Origin of the sequence: Acinetobacter sp. YH12068_T, assembly GCF_024606005.1 — a bacterium.
GTDB classification, from domain to species: Bacteria; Pseudomonadota; Gammaproteobacteria; order Pseudomonadales; family Moraxellaceae; genus Acinetobacter; species Acinetobacter amyesii.
This window is the reverse complement of the sequence record NZ_CP094555.1, coordinates 799122-818431: the sequence shown is the minus strand read 5'-3', so window position 1 is coordinate 818431 and position 19310 is coordinate 799122. Positions and strand designations below refer to the sequence as shown.

Here is a 19310-nt window from a genome sequence, read left to right as displayed (position 1 = left end):
TTATGCTGTGAATAAACCATTAATTTAAACGAATGTTACGTGGCAAAGGAATTTTAAGGTTTTCAAAGATTTCTGGGCGCTGTTGATAGACTTGATATAAATAATTTTTAATATCTAACAGCATCTTTTCAGGCGCAACCAAAATATTTTGCCCTTCTGGGGTCAAATCTAAAGATACCGTAGTGCTCTCGCTGCGTAAAAACGGAATGACTTTTTCGATAAAGTCTTTTAATGAAATTTCCTGAATTTCATAATTGGACCAATTGTCTTTAATTAATAAACGTGCCAAACCACGATTTTGCCAAATGGCGAAGGAACGCTGACCTGTAGGTGTCGCACAAAGTGCCCAACCATCTTGATATAACGCAATCACGCCACCTTGAGCGACCATATTTTCAATAAATTGTTTATAGGTTTCTTGAGGATTGTAATTTGTAGTTTGAGTTTTAGACGCTGCCTTGCGCTGATATGGATTTCTCATAGATCACATACAATATTAAAATTATTATAGAGCGGATTCTATGTAAATCAGAAAATTTAGGCAAGCTTTTGGGGAAAGAAGATTCTATAAAAGAATATGGTGGGCGCTGACGGGATCGAACCGCCGACATTCTGCTTGTAAGGCAGACGCTCTACCAACTGAGCTAAGCGCCCTGAGCGAAGAGTAACAAAGCGAAGCTTTGTCTGAGCGCAAGAGAAAAATCAAAGATTTTTCTAAAGGCATTCTCTTGAACAGAGATTTTTAAGATAAATGGCGCAGCGGACGGGACTCGAACCCGCGACCCCCGGCGTGACAGGCCGGTATTCTAACCAACTGAACTACCGCTGCATCACGTAGTTTCTTTCGAAACACAACCTATATCTTAAAAGATATGGTGGGCGCTGACGGGATCGAACCGCCGACATTCTGCTTGTAAGGCAGACGCTCTACCAACTGAGCTAAGCGCCCTTAAAGGGTACAACAATTATATTCTTTGTAATGGCGCAGCGGACGGGACTCGAACCCGCGACCCCCGGCGTGACAGGCCGGTATTCTAACCAACTGAACTACCGCTGCATCGCAAAAAATATGGTGGGCGCTGACGGGATCGAACCGCCGACATTCTGCTTGTAAGGCAGACGCTCTACCAACTGAGCTAAGCGCCCTCAAAAGGTCTATCATGTAAATGGCGCAGCGGACGGGACTCGAACCCGCGACCCCCGGCGTGACAGGCCGGTATTCTAACCAACTGAACTACCGCTGCACTTACACAATGTCGCTATTGTGGTTCAAACGAATTAAGATTTAAAGTGGCGCAGCGGACGGGACTCGAACCCGCGACCCCCGGCGTGACAGGCCGGTATTCTAACCAACTGAACTACCGCTGCACTCTAAATATCTTAACACTGAAAAAGTTTGGTGGGCGCTGACGGGATCGAACCGCCGACATTCTGCTTGTAAGGCAGACGCTCTACCAACTGAGCTAAGCGCCCTTTTCAAAACATGTTCATCGTTTGATGAGGTGCATTATAGAGAATCCTCACGGTCTGTCAAACGCTTTTCTAACTCTTTTCCACTTTTTCTGTTTGAGTGATTAAAAAATAAGTTATATTGCGGAAAAATCAGTATTTTTGAACATTTTTTAGCTATAAACCTGTAAATTTATTACTAAAAATATGACTTATATTCTGCATCATTCACATAAAAAACAGTTTTTCGCGTGGACTCATAACTAATCATTCAGCGAACCGACGATTAATTCATCACATACACTACATTCTAAAACACCACAGTGTACAAAATACATTCAAACACGATTTTCTGTTAGCTTGCGAGCATTAGTCCTGACAAAAAAACGCCTTTCAAACTCACTTTAATTTTTCAAATCTTTGTTTTGATGCCATGAACTTCGGTTTTCATGGCTTGTACTTTTAACGACGTGTTCAATGTTCAGTGATGTAAACCAGCGCATTTAATGGAATCAATTGATAAAGTTCTACAACATCGCTGTTTCGCATGCGAATACAACCATGTGACATCGGTATCCCCATAGGCTCGCGATCTGGTGTGCCATGAATATAAATATAACGTTGATAAGTATCACAGCCCTCACCTGCATTAAAGCCGGGTTCTAAACCACTGAGCCATAATATTCGAGATAAAATCCAATCCCGATCAGGGTGTGATGCAGCAAGTTGCTCGTCGTAAACCTCTCCGGTCCACTGACGTGCTTTAAAAACTGCATTTTGAGGTTGTTGTCCACCAAACTTTTCAGCGACTTGATGCCAACCTCGTGGGGTCTTACCACTATTTTCCTGTTCACCAATGCCATTTTTACCCGATGAAATGGGGTAAAACTTATTTAGCTTCGGCAAAGTTAATGTTTGATCTTTCAAGTTAATCAGGATATCTGCTTGATCTTGGGTATATTTAGACATGCTTTTGCTCTTTCTGCTTATCTTTATCTTCTTGTTTAGTCTGCGGCGATGTTTCAATAGTCCTAATCTTATTTGGCTCTGGTCGTGTCCATAACCAAATGCCAACAATCAACATGGTTAAGTCAGTGAAAATCTTGACGGCAATCGGTGCAGAAGTAAAAAGCATAATCAGACCACTCACAAACATCATGATCGATGCAAACCATTTTGCTTTGCGTGGGACTGTGCCATTTTCGCGCCAAGCGCGTAAGGTTGGCCCATATTTAGGATGATTCAATAACCAAGCATCCATTTGTGGCCAGCCTTTTGAAGCTGCCCATGCCGCTAATATTAAGAAGACTGTCGTGGGCATTCCCGGCAATAAAGCCCCTATAAAGCCTAAAATGACAAAGACAACCACTAAGCTTCGCCAAAACAACGTCTTCATACCGCTACCCTGAACTTTCAATTCAGGTAGTATAAGATGTTTTTAACAATTATCCGTTGTTATTCTGCATTATTCGAAAGGTTTCAATATGGCTGTAACCCCGACAACGTCGTCTTATTTTGAGCCATGGTTGCAATTTAAACAGCCCTTAGTTCGCCAATTGGCTTTCTGTATTGCTAGCCCAAATATTCTGCAGCAAATTCCCAATGAACTCAAAATCCGTTATCCCTTTCATTTTCATCCAAACGAGCTTTGGCATAAATATTTTGAAGCCTACCTTCCCCGTTTAAAACAACTCGAACAACACCCAAGTGAATTAGTAGAATTTTTACAAAAATTAAAAAGTACTCGCCTTGGTTTACGTTTCGAAATGTTTATATGGTTTTGGCTTCTCGATCACCCATACCATCCCTACCAGTTACTCGGACATAACATTCAAAAAATTGACGGCCCTCGTACAGTAGGTGAACTCGACTTTGTTTTAAAAAATACTGAAAGTGGTGAAGTTGAACATTGGGAAGTGGCTTTAAAATACTATCTAGCAGAGCGCGATTTTCAATTACCCTATTGGTATGGCTTAAATCGTAGTGATACTTTGGCTCGAAAGCTTAATCATTTTACCCAAAAACAATTCCAATTTGATGAAGCACTTGGGCAACAGATTCAACAACGCTATTGCGTTTTAAAGGGTCAATTATATTTACCTATTCAGAGTACCAACACATTGCCAAACTGGGTCAATCCTGCGCGTAGAATAGGTCAATGGGGACATATCATTCCCTCAAAAAGTCAAGGTTACTATCGCCTACAACGACATGAATGGATTTGCGTGCAGCAGCAACCGACAAGTACAACCGCACATTGGTGGACAGATGGTTTATATAAAAAAGACAGTGATGAAAGCTATTATATGTATAGACAGCCACGCTTGATCTTGCCGCAAACGATTTAAGACCCAATGCCCCATTTAGTAGAAATTTACATTTATTTACTCAACCACCGTAAAAACCACCTACTGTTTGATACGGCTATTTTTTAATCTAAATCTCACAACAGAATAATTTAGTCTTCTAAAAATTATTCTTTCATAATGGAGATTACATTCAATGAAAAAAATTTTAGCTGCATCACTTATGGTTGCTTTCGTACTGACAGGCTGTAATACAGTAAAAGGTGTTGGTAAAGACGTATCTAAAGCTGGAGATGCTGTAACCAATACTGCTGAGAAAACTTCGGAAGAAATTCGCCGCAATTAATTTCTTTCCCAAGAATTTATAAAAGAGCCCTATTTTTTAAATAGGGTTTTTTCACGTCTAAATTTCCCTTCGCTTGTCGATTCGCCTATTATATTGCGACATTTTTGACTTCTGTATTTAGCATGACCTCAACAGCAACTCTTGATCTCAGCCTAGAATTACTGCGCCAACCTTCGGTAACACCGATTGACCATACCTGCCAGAACATTATGGCGGAACGTTTAGCCAAGATTGGCTTTAACATTGAAAATATGCGTTTTGATGATGTAGATAATCTTTGGGCACGTAAAGGGACTGAAGCACCAGTATTTTGCTTTGCAGGTCATACTGATGTAGTACCTACGGGTAACTTGGATGCATGGGGTTCTGACCCATTTCTTCCTGAAATTCGCGACGGTAAACTGTATGGTCGTGGCAGCGCAGATATGAAAACTGCGTTGGCAGCTATGGTTGTGGCTTCAGAACGTTTTGTTGCGAAGCATCCAAATCATAAAGGTTCTATTGCTTTTCTCATTACCTCTGACGAAGAAGGTCCTTCGATCAACGGGACAGTCAAAGTTGTTGAAACTTTAGAAGCGCGTAATGAAAAAATGACGTGGTGTTTGGTAGGTGAACCATCTAGCACCAACACACTCGGTGATATTGTTAAAAATGGTCGTCGTGGTTCGCTAAATGCCAATTTAACAGTTAAGGGTAAACAAGGGCACGTTGCTTACCCACATCTAGCAATCAATCCAATCCATACTGCTTCAAAAGCATTGGCCGAGCTTTGCGATACCGTGTGGGATAATGGCAACGAATACTTCCCTGCAACGTCGTTCCAAATTTCCAATATTAATGCCGGCACAGGTGCAACCAACGTTGTTCCGGGCACGATGAATCTACTGTTTAACTTCCGTTATTCAACAGAAGTAACAGCAGATGAACTCAAAGCACGTACTTTGGAAATTTTAGATCGTCATGGCGTTGAATATGACATCTCTTGGACGTTATCTGGTCTGCCATTCCTAACCCCAGTAGGTGAGTTAGTAAATGCCGCACGTGATGCCATTCGAGATGTTACTGGGACTGAAACTGAACTTTCGACCAGTGGTGGTACTTCTGATGGTCGATTCATTGCGCCTACAGGTGCGCAGGTGCTTGAACTGGGTGTTTTAAATGCCACGATTCACCAAATCAACGAACACGTCAATGTAGCAGAACTAGAGCCGCTTTCTGAAATTTACGAAAAGATTTTAGAAAATCTTTTGGCTTAAGAATTTCCCGCAAAGATATAAAAAAGGAACTCCATAGAGTTCCTTTTTTATATCTCGCTTTTACAAATACTAAGCCGCTTGAAGCCCAATGCTGTTTTGAATATTGGCTAAATTTGGAATATGAAATACCTGATCGGCCATGCGTACATATTGGAAAATATTGGCGTCTTTCACGGCTTTTTCTTCATCAACCACTTCAGAAATACGCAGACGAATGGTTTTCGGCATTTCATTACACATCAGTGCAAAACGCTGTCCAACATCATCGCCTTCAATCACCAAAGCCACGCCCTGATTTTTTGCAGGATCATTGACCGAGAAAACAGGCAATTTCAATTCATGCCATTCAACAAAAGGAACCTTGGTTGCACTATCGAGCGCTGAAAGCACAATATTTTGTGGCAACAACATTGGCTCTTTACCATGACAATTAATGATATACGCATCGATAAAACCGGTAGAAACCGTAATGAGATGTTGCAGTTCCTGCTGATCAATTTTATCGCTGACAACCTGAGAAACAGTATTTTGGCTCATAGATTACCCCTGCTTTTCTGCAATTAACGCTTCAATATTGGCAAGCAATTCAGCTTCTTGGAACGGTTTACCCATATAGTGAGTCACACCTAAGCTAAATGCACGCTCACGATGTTTTTCACCAGTACGCGATGTAATCATAATGATTGGCAAGTCACGGTGAATGTCATGGTGACGGACTAAGTTTGTCACTTCGAAACCATCCATACGTGGCATTTCAATATCGAGTAGCATCAAGTCTGGACGGACATTTTCAAGCTGTTCAATTGCATCCACACCATCTTTCGCTGTCACAATGTCATAACCTTGACGTTCAAGTAAGCGTGAAGTCACTTTACGTACAGTTACCGAGTCATCGACAATCATCACTAAACGACGCGCATTGGCTTGACGGCCCAAATCACGCTGTTCAGCTGAATGTTTAACACGCTGCGTAGTTTGAATTTGACGTGCAATATTTTGCCCATCCAAAATCAAACATACATGACCATCACCTAGAATCGTGGCACCTGCAATCGCGGCTACACTGGTAAATTGTTGACCAATTGGTTTCACCACGATTTGAGAACGTGAACCCACCAGCTGATCGACCAATAAAGCAATGGTTTGACCACTGTTGCCTTTAATTAGTAGTACAGGCAATGAATGGCCGACATTATTTAAACGTGGAATTGGCTGATTACCCACAAACTCTGATAGATAACGTAGTTTGTAATTGGTGTTGTCAATTTTAAACACGTCATCCTTACTATTGAAGTAAGTTTCGAGTGCCGTAGGTGCAATACGGACAATACGTTCAATTTGCGCTAATGAAATCGCATATTGCTGATCGCCCGCTTTCACCATCAAGGCATCGCTGACCGCTACTGTGGTTGGTACACGAATGGTAAAGGTCGTCCCTTTACCTAACTCAGACTCAACGGAAACATGACCCCCCAAAGCTTTAATTTCACTTTGCACCACATCCAGACCAACACCACGACCCGAAATTTGCGTTACCGCTTGTGCCGTTGAGAAACCTGGATGGAAGATCAATTGCAAGATTTCTTGTTTATCGAGGAACTGATCCGCTTTGATTAAACCAAGTTTTAAGGCTTTGTCTTTAATTTTGGTTTCATCAATCCCTTTACCATCATCACTGAAAGACACCAGTACATCAGTACCCTGACGACTAATGTTCAAGACGATGCTACCTACTTCTGGCTTTTTCAAAGCCAAACGGTCAGCAGTATCTTCTAAACCATGGTCGACCGCATTACGCAGCATATGTTCAAATGGTGTCACCAAACGCTCTAAGATCGTGCGGTCTAATTCACCTTCAGTATTTTGAACAATCAATTCCGCAGGACGGTTCAAAGTCGAAGAAGTTTGACGCACAATACGTTGTAAACGTGGTAATAAACGATCAAATGGTACCAAACGGGTACGCATTAGACTCTCTTGAATTTCTGACTGAATACGTGATTGTTGTAATAACAGACCTTCCGCATCACGGATTTTTTCTGCCAAAGTACTCTTGAAGTCAACCAAATCCGACGCAGATTCGGCTAGAGATTTTGACAATTGGTTAATCGATGAATATTGGTCCATCTCCAATGGGTCAAAATCCGAATAGCGTGAATTTTCAGAACCATGTTTGGCAATAATTTGTGACTCAAGCTCACCATCCATTCGACGTAACTGGTCAGCAAGTCGCTTAATTGCTAACTCCATTTCATTCAAGGTATTGCCTAGCTGACCTAAGTCCATTTCAATACGTGAACGGTTAATCGAGTTCTCGCCTGATAAGTCAATCATCTTCTCGACGAGATCAGCCGAGATACGAATCATCTCATTACTGTTATCAGAAGAATTGGCTTCAGTCCACTCACCCAACATCGATGGCGGTTCAACACCATCACCTTGAATAAATTCAAAGCCTTTACTGACAATACCTTGTTCTAATTCTGCAACACGGTTTGGCAATTGAACCGTAACATCCACATACTGAATGGATTCTAAGCTCAATTTGATGCTGTCAAAATTACTATAGTCATGGTTGAAGATTGCTTCTTTTAACCATGCCAACGTCGTTTTGAGTAAGCCGTCATATGCATTTGAGTTGAAATGATGAACCGCAAAATGCTCAAACGTCGTCTCAAGTTGATACGCAATTGCGGCAACAGGTTCATTTTCAACCATACGCGCACCACCCTTAATACTGTGGGCAGCACGTTGTAATTGAAGCAATACGTTACGGTCACTACGTTGTTCAGTCCATTGATTTAATAATTGAACGGCTTGTTCAAGAATTTCCTCAGACTCTTCAAGGAAGGTTTCTTCCATGACCGAACGTAGATCATCATCTGGATGCTCAACATGTTCAGCAACCGCATGTTCAAGATGTTCAACAGCGGACTCAGTGTGAGCAGTCGTTTGAGCTTCAACCACTGCTTCTGCAGTGTCTTCAGCAGCGTCCATCGGCTCTGACACCGACACATCTGGCTCTACTGTAGCTTGTAGAGTTTCAGCTGAAATAGGAGCCGAAGCCAATGCAACAGGTTCTGAACGCTCTCCTGCCACAATTGACTGAATATTCCTTAGAATATCGATCACATTATTCGCAGGGTAGTCGATCCCTTGGTCACGAATGGTTTGAATACGATCTGAAATATCATCTTGCACTAAACGAATAATTTGAATTAACGCAGGCGTAATCGAAATTTGCTGACGAATAATGCGCTCATAAATCGATTCCAATTCATGCGAAATTAAACCCACATGAGACGCGGCAATCATATTTGCACCACCTTTTAGGGTATGCAAATAGCGCATTAAATTATTCAAAGCTGAAGTATTGGTTTGATCGTGCGTCCAAGTACTAAGGTCTTGGTCAATCCCCACCAATAATTCTTCAGCCTCTTCAATAAAGATCCCTAAAAGATCTTCATCAAAGTCATTATTCGCATCCGCCGCTTGCATCTGTTGATGATCAAGTTGAATACGCTGACTTAATTGAGCAAAGTCTACTGCTGTTGTATTTGCAACAGCGGCTTTATCTTCTACTGTGGCAACAGGTTCAGCAACTACATGGGCTTCTGGTGTTGTCGTCGCTGCAACTGCTTCAATGTCTTGTTGTACAAATGCAGTCAGCTCATTTAAGAAACGCTGAACCTCTTCACTTAACACTACACGCTGACCCGCAGCTAAAGTGTCAAATAAGTGAATGAACTCTTGATGTGCTTGCGCAAATAACTCATAGCCATAATCAGCATGGAGTAATTTAGGCTTTTCAACTAAAGACTGATACGCTGCACGCAGTTGAGTTGTGAAATCATGGATTCCAACAGACGCACGATTATCCGTATGTTCGATCAACTCTAAAGCTTGTTGACTGAGCTGTTGAATATAGTCTGGGAATTCAGCAAGGGCACGTTTATCAAACTCAAATTCAGCATCCAATAACTGATCAATATTTAATTCGATTAGTTTAGAAACCAAACCTTGTGGATTATCTTCAGGCGCCAATTGATCTTGGCTAGCAAAACCATAATCATCCCAAGCAGCTTTGAAGGTTTCATAAATAGATGCAAGATTTGCCTTATCTCCTGAACGCAGCAAGTGTAAATAATCACGAACAAATTCAGCATATTGAATCAATAAAGCAGTTTCTTTCGAGCTCGATACGATTTCGTCTTGCAATAAGGTTTTGAATAAATTTTCAACTTTTGAACTGGCTTCAAAAATCTCTTCGATTTGCGCCATCGACGAACTACCACGCAAGGTGTGTAGCGCGCGAATCAAACCATTATAATCTTGTGATTTACTGTCATCAGATTGAAGGAACTGATCAATCGTTTGTAGATGTTCTTCAGCTTCTTCAATAAAAATGCTCACTGTCTCTTCGACTAGTGATGCATCTGCATCCACTTGTTCAGGAGCAGGTTCTGATTCAACAACCGCATCAATCGTGTTTTCAAGCACTTCTACAGGTGCTGTAGCTTCAACATCAGTCAGTTCTAAACCAGTGACACCATCTTCAGATTTTAATTGATCTGCCAGTTTTAATAATTCTTCGAGTGCAGGCTCAAGGCTGATATTTTGTTGTAATTGTTGCCCCATTAAAACCAATGGTCGTAAGTCTACATCCAATTCGGCAACATTTTTAAACCGTGGATAGAGCTTATATTGATAAACATTTAAAACTGTTTGTGCAAACTTTTGAACTGTCGGCGTTAACTGTACTGAACCCGCAATGACACGATTCAGTGTATCTTCAACTGCCCATGCAGTTTCACCCGCCGATTTTGCCCCGACCATACGACCTGAACCTTTCAGAGTATGGAAATGACGACGAATCGTCGTTAAAGTGTCTTTATCTTGTGGATTTTCCAACCAAGTTGTAAATAAACCCGCCAGTTCTTCAAAGATTTCTTCTATTTCTTCAACAAAAATCTCTAAAATTTCTGCATCTTGATCAAGATAACTATCTTCAGGAAGCGTAGTTGTTTCAACTAAATTTTTTAATATTTCTTTCATAGCTAAGGCTTCTTATGTTTTGCCACCAAGAAGGTTGCTCAAACTTAATTGTAACCATCACCTAAGACTTAACTGTGACGTTAAGTTCACCTTATCGATGTGTTATCTGTAATCGGTGGAGTACCCTAGCCGCAGCTAAGGTACTCCAGGTTTGCGCCTGACTTACTCTGGGAGTTTAAAGTCAGATACAGATTCACGTAATGATTCAGCCATGTTCGCCAATTCAGATACCGAACGTGCAGTATCAAATGTTGCACTGGTGGTTTGCGAGGTAATTTCTTGTACAACGTTCATCGTTGTCGCAATATGACCTGCTGAAGCAGACTGAAGTTTTGCAGCATCCGAAATGTTTGCAATCAGTTTCGCCAAGTTACCCGATACAGACTGAATTTCATCCAGTGCTACGCCGGCATCCTTAGACAAGTTCGCACCACGTACAACTTCCGAAGTCGTTTGTTCCATTGAAATTACGGCTTCGTTGGTATCCGTTTGAATGGTTTTTACCAAGCCTTCAATCTGTTTGGTTGCAGACGCTGAACGTTCCGCAAGACGCTGTACCTCATCCGCTACCACGGCGAAACCACGACCTGCTTCACCCGCCATCGACGCCTGAATTGCTGCGTTTAATGCCAAGATGTTTGTTTGGTCGGCAATATCGTTAATCAGTGCGACAATGTTACCAATCTCTTGAGAAGACTCACCCAAACGTTTAATACGTTTTGAAGTTTCCTGAATCTGTTCACGAATCGTGTCCATACCTTCAATTGAACGGTTTACGACATCTGCACCGTTTGCAGCAATTTGTACAGAACGTTCTGCTACAACAGCTGATTCTTCAGCGTTCGAAGATACTTGGTCAATCGACATTGCCATTTCGTTAATTGCGGCTGATGCACCAGCAATTTCTTGCGCCTGATGTTCAGATGCTTCTGCAAGCTGGTTGGTAATACCCTGCGTATTCGCCGTATATTGCGCAACTTCTTGAGAAGTTTCTGTAATACGCGATACAAGGTCACGTAATTGGTCGATTGCGAAGTTAATCGAGTCGGCAATCGCACCCGTAAAGTCTTCAGATACCGTCGCATACGAACGTAAGTCACCGTCTGCAAGATCGGCAATTTCATCGAGTAAACGTAAAATCGCGTTCTGGTTACGGTCATATTCTTCTTGAAGACGGGTTACACGGAATTTATCCGATTGACCACGTAAAGAAAGAAGTTTGAACACACAGATCAAGAAGGCTGTTAAAGCAAGAATCAACAGTACCGCAGGTAAAATGGTTTTCAAGCCTGTGCTAGAAGACAATTGATTTAAGTTGTCCAACAATTTGTCTGACTCAGCAAAAATTTGTGAAGATGCTTTACGTACGTTCACAATTTGCGTTGAGTTTTTCAAAATTGTCGCAGCCGCTGATTTTAATACATCGTCATATTCAGCTTTAATGCCTTCAAGTGACTCACGTAATTCAGGGCTTTCAATACGTTGTACACCAAGCTCTGTACTACCATCCAATTGGGCATTTAAGTACAAACCAAAGGTTTCAGTATCGGCACTGAAGTCATCTGCAGACTCACGTGAACTATCAGAACCGGAAAGCACCGAACTGATCGAACGTAAAATACGTTCTGCAATGAATACTTGGTTTTTCGCAATCACCACCTGGTTCGAAGGCATGTCTTGACGTGCCATTTGGTCGACCATCAAGTTATATTCCGCCTGAATCCCCGGAATGGTTTCACCAATCGCGATGTTCGTGTCATATAATTTATTAATGATTTTTTGTTGCGAAGTAATCAAGTCAATACTTTTTGAAACTTCAGCCCACTGCGTATCTACAGATTTCAGCGCATCTGTATTTGCATGAATGTCTTTTACAGTTTCTAAGTTTTCTTTGAACGAATCTTGAGAGGCAATTAATTTTTTCATTGCATCTTCAGTACCTGATGCAGTTGCCTCAGTTGCTTGACGCGAAATTGTTTGCGAAAGAAGACGGAGTTCACCCAAACTTTGCGTTAATTGGTTACCGCGAGGAACGCTATAGAATAGGTATAATAAAATAATCGTTGCCAGTACTAATGAACCAATCGCACCATAAATAAATGGTTTGGATTTTTCACTATCACCAAAAACTCGAGATAATTGATCTGTCTGTGATTGCAGTTTTGCCAGAAAAGCATTACCGCCTTTACGACCACTGGTGCTTTCACCCGTATTTTTCTTTTTAAGTTTAAAGCCCATTCAGCTTCTCCCCGATTACGCCTTCTTTCGTTCGTGCGCGACAATTAATTTATAAATTTTATAGATGCGTTCATGTATTTTGGATTTTGCAGTAAACGACTGAAGAGAAATACATTCCACTGCTCGTTATGCTGGTGGAAATACCCCTGACAATATTCCTGCAAATTTCGATCCAACTCATTATCTTTAGAAAAATAACTTTTCTTATTAAAGTGTTGAATACCCAAAACTTGATCGACTACCAAACCGACATAATGGTCATTATGACTAATACATAAAACTTTTTGAGTGGGTGAAAAACTACTTCGATGACCGGTTATATATTGTGCTAGGTCAGACAAAGAAAGTAAGCGTCCCCGAATATTGGCTAATCCCATCACCCAAGGTTGGGTATTGGGAACTGGCGTATATTTTGGTGGGTAGATCACTTCAGCTACTTCACCTAAAGGAGCAACGTAATATTGCCCCATCATCTCAAAAGCAATGCCTGACCATCGGTTTACTTCATTTTCAGTGGAAACGTAGTTTTTGTTTCCTCGTTTTGCTATTCGAAGTAATTCGATAAATCCATTTGCTGCCATAGAGCTTTATCCTGCATTGAGGTGTTGCTTAATCACATCAATTAATTGTTTTTCGTCTACAGGTTTAGTCAGATAATCAGAAGCACCTTGGCGTTTACCCCAAACACGGTCAGTTGCCTGATCTTTGGTACTTACAATGACAATCGGGATATGTTTGGTGGTCGCACCACGTGCAATTTGACGTGTTGCTTGGAATCCATTCACACCCGGCATTACCACATCCATTAAGACCAAATCAGGTAACTCAGCTTGAGCCATTGTCACCCCATCTGCCCCATTTGAAGCTTCAATCACTTCAAAACCGTGTTTACTTAAAATTTCTTTAAAACGGAATGTTTCTGTTGGTGAATCATCAACGATTAGGATACGTGCCATACTTTTTCCCCAAAAAATAAAAAATCTAATTATGCTGTAACGTGATTACGGATTGCATTCAGCAATTCATCTTTACTGAATGGCTTAGTCAAGTATTCATCAGAACCTACAACACGACCCTTCGCCTGATCAAATAAACCATCTTTACTTGAAAGCATAATCACAGGAATATTTTGATAATTTTGAGAGTTTTTAATCAGGGCACAAGTTTGATAGCCATCAAGACGTGGCATCATAATATCGACAAATACGATATCTGGATTCGCATCTGCAATTTTTGAAAGTGCTTCAAAACCATCTACAGCAGTGACTACTTCACATCCTTCACGCTGAAGCAGCGTTTCGGCCGTACGACGAATGGTTTTTGAATCATCAATTACCATGACTTTTAGATTTTGGAATTTATCGTCCATTTATTGACCCTACCCATTGAGGATGTACAAACAATTAAGTTAGCAGCATTATTATTTACAAGTTGTGAACATTTTTAACATATCTTTACTTGCGTTTTCAATGAACATTTTCTGCGCAAACACACAAGATTTCTTGTTTTTATTAACTGCTTCACACTTTCCGATGACCAACGATTTTTTTTTAACTTGGAATAGTATTTAATTGTCTTAATTAAGCATATTATAGCAAGATTATTACTTTAAAATAAGTAATTTAGTCAACTTTAAACTGGGGAGTACAAGGTTGAGTCCGCTTACAAAAAAAATTCACTTGATTAGCCTTAAACATTTCTCAAAAAAAGTCATCCTGACGACTTGTTTACTAGCTTATACCCCGCTTTTATTTGCTGCACCAACCAATACACAGCAACCCCAAAAGGCGACTTGGTATCGCTACTATGACAGTAAAGGCGTAGCAAACATCAGTACCAATGTGACACCAAATCACATCCGCTATGGTTATGAAGCACTTGATCAAAATATGCAAGTGATTAAACGTAACCGCCCCTACAATGCTGAAGCTGACATTAGACAAGCTCCTCAGCGTGCTGCCCAAGCACGTCAGCAAGCGTCAGATATCAAACTTAAAAAAGCCTATACCAATAGCCGAACTGCAGCCATTAAAAAGCGTGATGCACTGACTGGTATACGTAAACAGATCGTGTTTGAACAAGAACAATTAAAACAATTACAAAATGATCGTGTATTATTTGTTCGCCAAGAACGTGAACATTTTCGAAAAGGTGAAACCGTTCCGGCAAAATTAAAAACAATGTTGGATAATAATCAAAAAAATATGGTAGCGAAAAAAGAATACATTCAATCGTTACAAACTCGCTATCGAAATACAGAAGCTGAATACGACAGAATTATTACGCGTTTAAAAGCGATGGAATAAACTTGTTATTCAATTGCTTTTGTAGACCGCTGATATAAGGACCATTATGCACTCTGCACAGCAATCATCCCCATTTTTAAAGCTTAGCCTGCTTTGCATAAGCCTGACTTTGGCTGCATGTCAAAAAGAAGATCCGCAGCAAAGTGTTAAACCAGAAAATAAGATTGAATTGATTCAACAAGATCTGGTCACGATCGAACAAGGCAACGCCATTTCAAAAACAGCCTTTACAGGTACCATTCGGGCGGTCAATCAGAGCAGTATTCAAGCCCAAGTCACTGCGACTGCAACCAATGTTAATGCAGAAGTCGGACAACGTGTCAGCAAAGGCCAAGTGTTGGTGCGTTTAAATAATCAAGACAATGCCGCACGTCTTGCTCAATCTCAAGCAAACCTTGCATCAACGCAAGCTCAAGCCAATCAAGCCAAACTGATGATGGAACGTAAACAGCGTTTGCTGAATCAAGGCTTTATTTCCAAAGTAGAGTTTGAACAAAGTCGTGTCGATTACCAAGCTCAAATGGAAAATGTTCGTGCCCAACAAGCTAATGTCGATATTGCGCGAAAAGCCAATCAAGATGGTACCATTTATAGCCCTATCCAAGGCGTGATAACCAAACGTGATGTTGAACCGGGACAAACGGTTGCTGCCGGACAAACCCTTTTTGAAATTGTCAATCCAGACCAATTAGAAATTCAAGCCAAATTACCAAGTGATCAGCAAGCTGCACTGAAAATTGGACAAAAGATTGAATATAGCATCCAAGGTAATAGCAATTTACTCACAGCACAAATCAGCCGGATTTCACCGATTGCCGATCAAGCCAGTCGTCAAATTGAATTTTTTGCAGCCCCAAATGAAACTATTACTTCATTAAGTATTGGTGCTTTTGTCGAAGGTCACATCTTAGGCACGGATAATATTTCAGGCCAAAAAATTCCACTCGATACCATCCAAAGTCTAAAAGACCAACCTTATGTCTGGGTCATTCGTCAAAATAAAATTACCAAAGTACCAGTACAAATTTTGAATCAGAGTTATAGCAATAACACCGCGATTGTTCAGGGCTTACAAAATAGCGATCTGATCAGCCGAATTAAATTTAATGATTCAGATATCAAACAAGATGTAAGTATCAGCCAAAATTAAAAGAATAAGGCAGGACAGTTGTTATGTGGTTAACCCGAATTAGTGTGAAATATCCTGTTTTCACCATCATGATGATGTTCTGTCTGATGGTGCTAGGACTCGCTTCTTGGCAACGTATGGGTGTTGAAGAGTTTCCTGATGTCGACTTCCCTTTTGTTGTTGTCTACACCAACTATCCGGGTGCTTCTCCTGAGTCTGTCGAATCTGAAATCACCAAGAAACTTGAAGATCAGATCAATACCATTTCAGGCCTTAAGCAAGTCATTTCACAGTCCAGTGAAGGTTTATCCACGGTCATTGTCGAATTTAATCTAGATGTCTCGTCCTCTGTAGCTGCACAAGATATTCGAGATAAAATTGCACCAGTAACTGCACAATTTCGTGATGAAATTGATGACCCAATTGTAGAGCGCTACGACCCTACTGCCAGTGCGATTATGTCGATTGTTTTTGAATCGAAGGACATGTCTTTACGTGATTTGAGTTCCTATCTCAATCAACGGATTGTGCCACAACTCAGAACAGTTCCCGGTGTCGGTACGGTCAATTTATTGGGTGATGCACAGCGTCAAATTCGTATTCAAGTAAATCCGCAAAAATTACAAAGTTTCGGGATTGGGATAGACCAAGTTATAAACACCCTAAAATCTGAAAATATTGAAGTTCCGGGGGGGACTTTAAAACAAAAGAACTCAGAATTGGTGGTCGAAATTAAATCTCGGGTTATTCACCCAAACTCATTCGGTGATTTAGTGGTTGCCAATAAAAATGGCGCGCCGATTTATCTCAAACAAATTGCCGAAATAGAAGATAGCCAAGCTGAAATGGAGTCGAGTGCTTATCTGAATGGTAAAACAGCCGTCGCTGTCGACATTCTGAGAAGTTCGGACTCTAATGTGATTGAGGTGGTTGATAATACCCGTAAAACCTTAAGTAAAATCCAAAAGCAATTGCCGAAAGGCACGACCGCAGAAATTGTGGTTGATTCTTCAAAAGGTATTCGTGGCAGCATTAAAGACGTGGCACGTACGATTATTGAAGGTGCAGTACTTGCGGTACTCATTGTATTGTTATTTCTCGGCTCATTTCGTTCGACAGCCATTACAGGTTTAACTCTACCGATTTCACTACTAGGTACCCTCACTTTTGTTTGGATTTTTGGTTTTACCATCAATATGATGACCCTACTAGCTCTCTCACTGAGTATCGGTCTCCTGATTGATGATGCCATTGTAGTACGCGAAAATATTGTCCGCCATGCTGATATGGGCAAAGACCATGTCACCGCTGCACTCGACGGCACGAAAGAAATTGGTTTAGCCGTATTGGCCACAACATTGACCATTGTCGCGGTATTTTTACCTGTGGCATTTATGGGCGGTATTATTGGGCGTTTCTTCTATCAATTTGGTGTAACCGTCAGTACCGCTGTACTGATTTCAATGTTTGTGAGTTTCACCCTTGACCCGATGTTGTCTGCTCACTGGGCAGAGCGCCACGATCCAAATAAAAAGCCGGGTAAAATTAAACGTTTTTTTAACTGGATTTCGGGCAAGCTCGACAACCTAAGCCATCATTATGAAAAATTACTCAAGCTTGCTTTAAAATTTAGGCTCATTACCCTTTTAATCGCCGTCGCGTCTCTATTTGGTGCATTGGGTTTATCCAAAATGATCGGAACTGAATTTGTACCCGTACCAGACAAAGGTGAAATTCGGATCAAATTTGAAACACCAGTTGATGCAACCCTTGAATATTCGCAGGCTAAGCTTAAGCAAGTAGATCGTATCATTCGCCAACATCCAGAAGTCAAAGCCACTTATGGTGCAATTAATAGTGCCACTGATCGGGGTAAAAACCATGCTAGCATTCGTGTCACTGTTTCACCACGTACGGAGCGTAGTCAAACCTTAACGGATCTCAACAATGAATTCCGTACCCGCTTAAAACATGTAGCAGGTATTACCATTACCTCGATTGCCTCAGCTGATGAAACAGTATCTGGCGGCCAAAAGCCGGTTATGATCTCGATTAAAGGACCAGACTTAGATGAGTTACAACGCATTTCTGACCGCTTCATGAAAGAAATTTCGAAAGTCGACGGTATTGTCGACTTAGAAAGCTCACTCAAAGAACCTAAACCGACCTTAGGTGTACATATCAATCGCGTTTTAGCCAGTGATTTAGGTTTATCCGTCAATCAAATCGCCAATGTATTACGCCCTCTTCTTGCGGGTGATAATGTAACAACGTGGAAGGATGATAAAGGCGAAACCTATGATGTAAATTTAAGACTCACTGAAGATCAGCGTCGACTGCCAACTGACATTCAAAGCATGTACATCACATCACAAAAAACCGATGCTGCAGGCTTACCTATCTTGGTTCCATTGGCAAGTGTGGCAAGCTTTGAAGAAACACTTGGTGCTTCACAAATTAACCGTCGTGATCTGGCACGTGAAGTGATGGTTGAAGCCAACACAGCAGGACGTCCTGCGGGTGATATTGGTGCCGAAATCAATGAGATAGAGAAAAACTTCGACTTGCCACCAGGTTATAGTTTTGTCACGCAAGGTGCCAATAAAGATATGGCTGAGTCTGCGGGTTATGCAATGACAGCGATTACCCTCTCTATTGTATTTATTTATATTGTTTTGGGTTCACAATTTAATAGCTTCATTCACCCTGCAGCCATTATGGCTTCATTGCCCTTATCATTGATTGGGGTTTTCTTAGCCTTATTCTTATTTAATTCAACCATGAACCTCTTTTCCATTATCGGGATTATTATGCTCATGGGCTTGGTGACAAAGAACGCAATTCTACTCATCGACTTTATTAAAAAAGCCATGGATCATGGTGTAGATCGTTATGAAGCGATTATTGAAGCAGGTAAAACCCGTTTACGTCCCATTTTAATGACTACCAGTGCAATGGTGATGGGTATGGTTCCGCTTGCACTTGGTTTAGGTGAAGGCGGTGAACAAAGTGCACCAATGGCACATGCCGTGATTGGCGGGGTGATTACCTCTACCCTACTAACACTTGTGGTTGTGCCGGTGATTTTTACCTATTTGGATGATTTCCGAAACTTCCTTGCACGTCAGGCCAAAAAAATCATGTCATAATGACAAAATCTAAAATGAGGTGACTTTGGAAAATGTTCACCTCATTTTTTATTGTATACTCTCCACTTTAACGCTT

At 41.1% G+C, this 19310-nt stretch carries 15 protein-coding genes and 8 tRNA genes; 6 read left to right on the top strand and 17 right to left on the bottom strand.

The genetic code is table 11. The features are described from left to right. Window positions 1–19: 19 nt before the first annotated feature. The 11 genes from MST18_RS04010 to MST18_RS03960 all read right to left on the bottom strand — a co-directional run bounded on the left by MST18_RS04010 (window position 20) and on the right by MST18_RS03960 (window position 2845). Window positions 20–481: a DUF2750 domain-containing protein gene (locus MST18_RS04010; RefSeq protein ID WP_180023173.1), complete on the bottom strand. Its 462-nt coding sequence runs from the start codon at window positions 479–481 to the stop codon at window positions 20–22. Window positions 482–578: 97 nt separating this feature from the next. After that, window positions 579–654 (bottom strand) — tRNA-Val (locus MST18_RS04005). Window positions 655–752: 98 nt separating this feature from the next. Continuing rightward, a tRNA-Asp gene (locus MST18_RS04000) sits at window positions 753–829 on the bottom strand. Window positions 830–873: 44 nt separating this feature from the next. Then, window positions 874–949, bottom strand: a tRNA-Val gene (locus MST18_RS03995). A 31-nt stretch (window positions 950–980) separates the two neighbouring features. Continuing rightward, window positions 981–1057, bottom strand: a tRNA-Asp gene (locus MST18_RS03990). Between the two features lie 13 nt (window positions 1058–1070). Further along, window positions 1071–1146 (bottom strand) — tRNA-Val (locus MST18_RS03985). Window positions 1147–1167: 21 nt separating this feature from the next. Beyond that, window positions 1168–1244 (bottom strand) — tRNA-Asp (locus MST18_RS03980). A gap of 47 nt (window positions 1245–1291) precedes the next feature. After that, window positions 1292–1368, bottom strand: a tRNA-Asp gene (locus MST18_RS03975). A gap of 29 nt (window positions 1369–1397) precedes the next feature. Further along, window positions 1398–1473: transfer RNA gene (locus MST18_RS03970), tRNA-Val, on the bottom strand. Window positions 1474–1923: 450 nt separating this feature from the next. Next, on the bottom strand, window positions 1924–2418 hold the full coding sequence (elsL, locus tag MST18_RS03965) for a cell wall-recycling L,D-carboxypeptidase ElsL (protein WP_180101807.1): 495 nt from the start codon (window positions 2416–2418) through the stop codon (window positions 1924–1926). After that, a complete protein-coding gene (locus MST18_RS03960) occupies window positions 2411–2845 on the bottom strand; it encodes a YbaN family protein (RefSeq protein ID WP_180101808.1) in 435 nt (144 codons plus the stop codon). Before MST18_RS03960 ends, elsL begins: the two co-directional genes overlap by 8 nt. An 88-nt stretch (window positions 2846–2933) precedes the next feature. Between MST18_RS03960 and MST18_RS03955 the strand changes: the two genes are divergently transcribed. The 3 genes from MST18_RS03955 to dapE all read left to right on the top strand — a co-directional run bounded on the left by MST18_RS03955 (window position 2934) and on the right by dapE (window position 5357). Next, complete coding sequence (locus MST18_RS03955) at window positions 2934–3797, top strand: DUF1853 family protein (protein ID WP_180133513.1); 864 nt, start codon at window positions 2934–2936, stop codon at window positions 3795–3797. 154 nt (window positions 3798–3951) lie between these two features. Further along, a complete protein-coding gene (locus MST18_RS03950; RefSeq protein WP_078191053.1) occupies window positions 3952–4101 on the top strand; it encodes an entericidin A/B family lipoprotein in 150 nt (49 codons plus the stop codon). Between the two features lie 122 nt (window positions 4102–4223). Next, window positions 4224–5357, top strand: a complete 1134-nt coding sequence (gene dapE, locus MST18_RS03945) for a succinyl-diaminopimelate desuccinylase (protein WP_180023170.1) — start codon at window positions 4224–4226, stop codon at window positions 5355–5357. Window positions 5358–5426: 69 nt separating this feature from the next. Here dapE and MST18_RS03940 read toward each other — a convergent pair whose 3' ends face one another. The 6 genes from MST18_RS03940 to pilG all read right to left on the bottom strand — a co-directional run bounded on the left by MST18_RS03940 (window position 5427) and on the right by pilG (window position 14019). After that, window positions 5427–5894, bottom strand: coding sequence for a hypothetical protein (locus MST18_RS03940; protein WP_180133514.1), 468 nt, complete (start codon window positions 5892–5894; stop codon window positions 5427–5429). Between the two features lie 3 nt (window positions 5895–5897). Next, complete coding sequence (locus MST18_RS03935; RefSeq protein ID WP_180133515.1) at window positions 5898–10412, bottom strand: Hpt domain-containing protein; 4515 nt, start codon at window positions 10410–10412, stop codon at window positions 5898–5900. Between the two features lie 162 nt (window positions 10413–10574). After that, window positions 10575–12650, bottom strand: coding sequence for a methyl-accepting chemotaxis protein (locus MST18_RS03930; protein WP_078192256.1), 2076 nt, complete (start codon window positions 12648–12650; stop codon window positions 10575–10577). Between the two features lie 44 nt (window positions 12651–12694). Beyond that, window positions 12695–13231: a chemotaxis protein CheW gene (locus tag MST18_RS03925; protein ID WP_180101812.1), complete on the bottom strand. Its 537-nt coding sequence runs from the start codon at window positions 13229–13231 to the stop codon at window positions 12695–12697. A gap of 6 nt (window positions 13232–13237) precedes the next feature. After that, window positions 13238–13606, bottom strand: coding sequence for a response regulator (locus MST18_RS03920; protein WP_180083624.1), 369 nt, complete (start codon window positions 13604–13606; stop codon window positions 13238–13240). 29 nt (window positions 13607–13635) lie between these two features. Then, entirely contained in the window at window positions 13636–14019 is a 384-nt protein-coding gene (gene pilG, locus MST18_RS03915) for a twitching motility response regulator PilG (protein ID WP_078191060.1), read from the bottom strand. 343 nt (window positions 14020–14362) lie between these two features. Here pilG and MST18_RS03910 point away from each other — a divergent pair, with 343 nt between their 5' ends. From MST18_RS03910 to MST18_RS03900, 3 genes are read left to right on the top strand one after another with little or no spacing between them, the layout of a single operon-like run. Further along, window positions 14363–14956: a hypothetical protein gene (locus MST18_RS03910; RefSeq protein ID WP_233945418.1), complete on the top strand. Its 594-nt coding sequence runs from the start codon at window positions 14363–14365 to the stop codon at window positions 14954–14956. 46 nt (window positions 14957–15002) lie between these two features. Continuing rightward, window positions 15003–16106, top strand: a complete 1104-nt coding sequence (locus tag MST18_RS03905; RefSeq protein ID WP_180101814.1) for an efflux RND transporter periplasmic adaptor subunit — start codon at window positions 15003–15005, stop codon at window positions 16104–16106. A 23-nt stretch (window positions 16107–16129) separates the two neighbouring features. Beyond that, entirely contained in the window at window positions 16130–19234 is a 3105-nt protein-coding gene (locus MST18_RS03900; RefSeq protein ID WP_180133516.1) for an efflux RND transporter permease subunit, read from the top strand. Window positions 19235–19310: the final 76 nt, after the last annotated feature.

Excerpts from the sequence above, each read along its gene's own strand:
- MST18_RS04010 (WP_180023173.1), bottom strand. The coding sequence starts at position 481 with ATGAGAAATCCATATCAGCGCAAGGCAGCGTCTAAAACTCAAACTACA.
- elsL (WP_180101807.1), bottom strand. The coding sequence starts at position 2,418 with ATGTCTAAATATACCCAAGATCAAGCAGATATCCTGATTAACTTGAAA.
- MST18_RS03960 (WP_180101808.1), bottom strand. The coding sequence starts at position 2,845 with ATGAAGACGTTGTTTTGGCGAAGCTTAGTGGTTGTCTTTGTCATTTTA.
- MST18_RS03955 (WP_180133513.1), top strand. The coding sequence starts at position 2,934 with ATGGCTGTAACCCCGACAACGTCGTCTTATTTTGAGCCATGGTTGCAA.
- MST18_RS03950 (WP_078191053.1), top strand. The coding sequence starts at position 3,952 with ATGAAAAAAATTTTAGCTGCATCACTTATGGTTGCTTTCGTACTGACA.
- dapE (WP_180023170.1), top strand. The coding sequence starts at position 4,224 with ATGACCTCAACAGCAACTCTTGATCTCAGCCTAGAATTACTGCGCCAA.
- MST18_RS03940 (WP_180133514.1), bottom strand. The coding sequence starts at position 5,894 with ATGAGCCAAAATACTGTTTCTCAGGTTGTCAGCGATAAAATTGATCAG.
- MST18_RS03935 (WP_180133515.1), bottom strand. The coding sequence starts at position 10,412 with ATGAAAGAAATATTAAAAAATTTAGTTGAAACAACTACGCTTCCTGAA.
- MST18_RS03930 (WP_078192256.1), bottom strand. The coding sequence starts at position 12,650 with ATGGGCTTTAAACTTAAAAAGAAAAATACGGGTGAAAGCACCAGTGGT.
- MST18_RS03925 (WP_180101812.1), bottom strand. The coding sequence starts at position 13,231 with ATGGCAGCAAATGGATTTATCGAATTACTTCGAATAGCAAAACGAGGA.
- MST18_RS03920 (WP_180083624.1), bottom strand. The coding sequence starts at position 13,606 with ATGGCACGTATCCTAATCGTTGATGATTCACCAACAGAAACATTCCGT.
- pilG (WP_078191060.1), bottom strand. The coding sequence starts at position 14,019 with ATGGACGATAAATTCCAAAATCTAAAAGTCATGGTAATTGATGATTCA.
- MST18_RS03905 (WP_180101814.1), top strand. The coding sequence starts at position 15,003 with ATGCACTCTGCACAGCAATCATCCCCATTTTTAAAGCTTAGCCTGCTT.
- MST18_RS03900 (WP_180133516.1), top strand. The coding sequence starts at position 16,130 with ATGTGGTTAACCCGAATTAGTGTGAAATATCCTGTTTTCACCATCATG.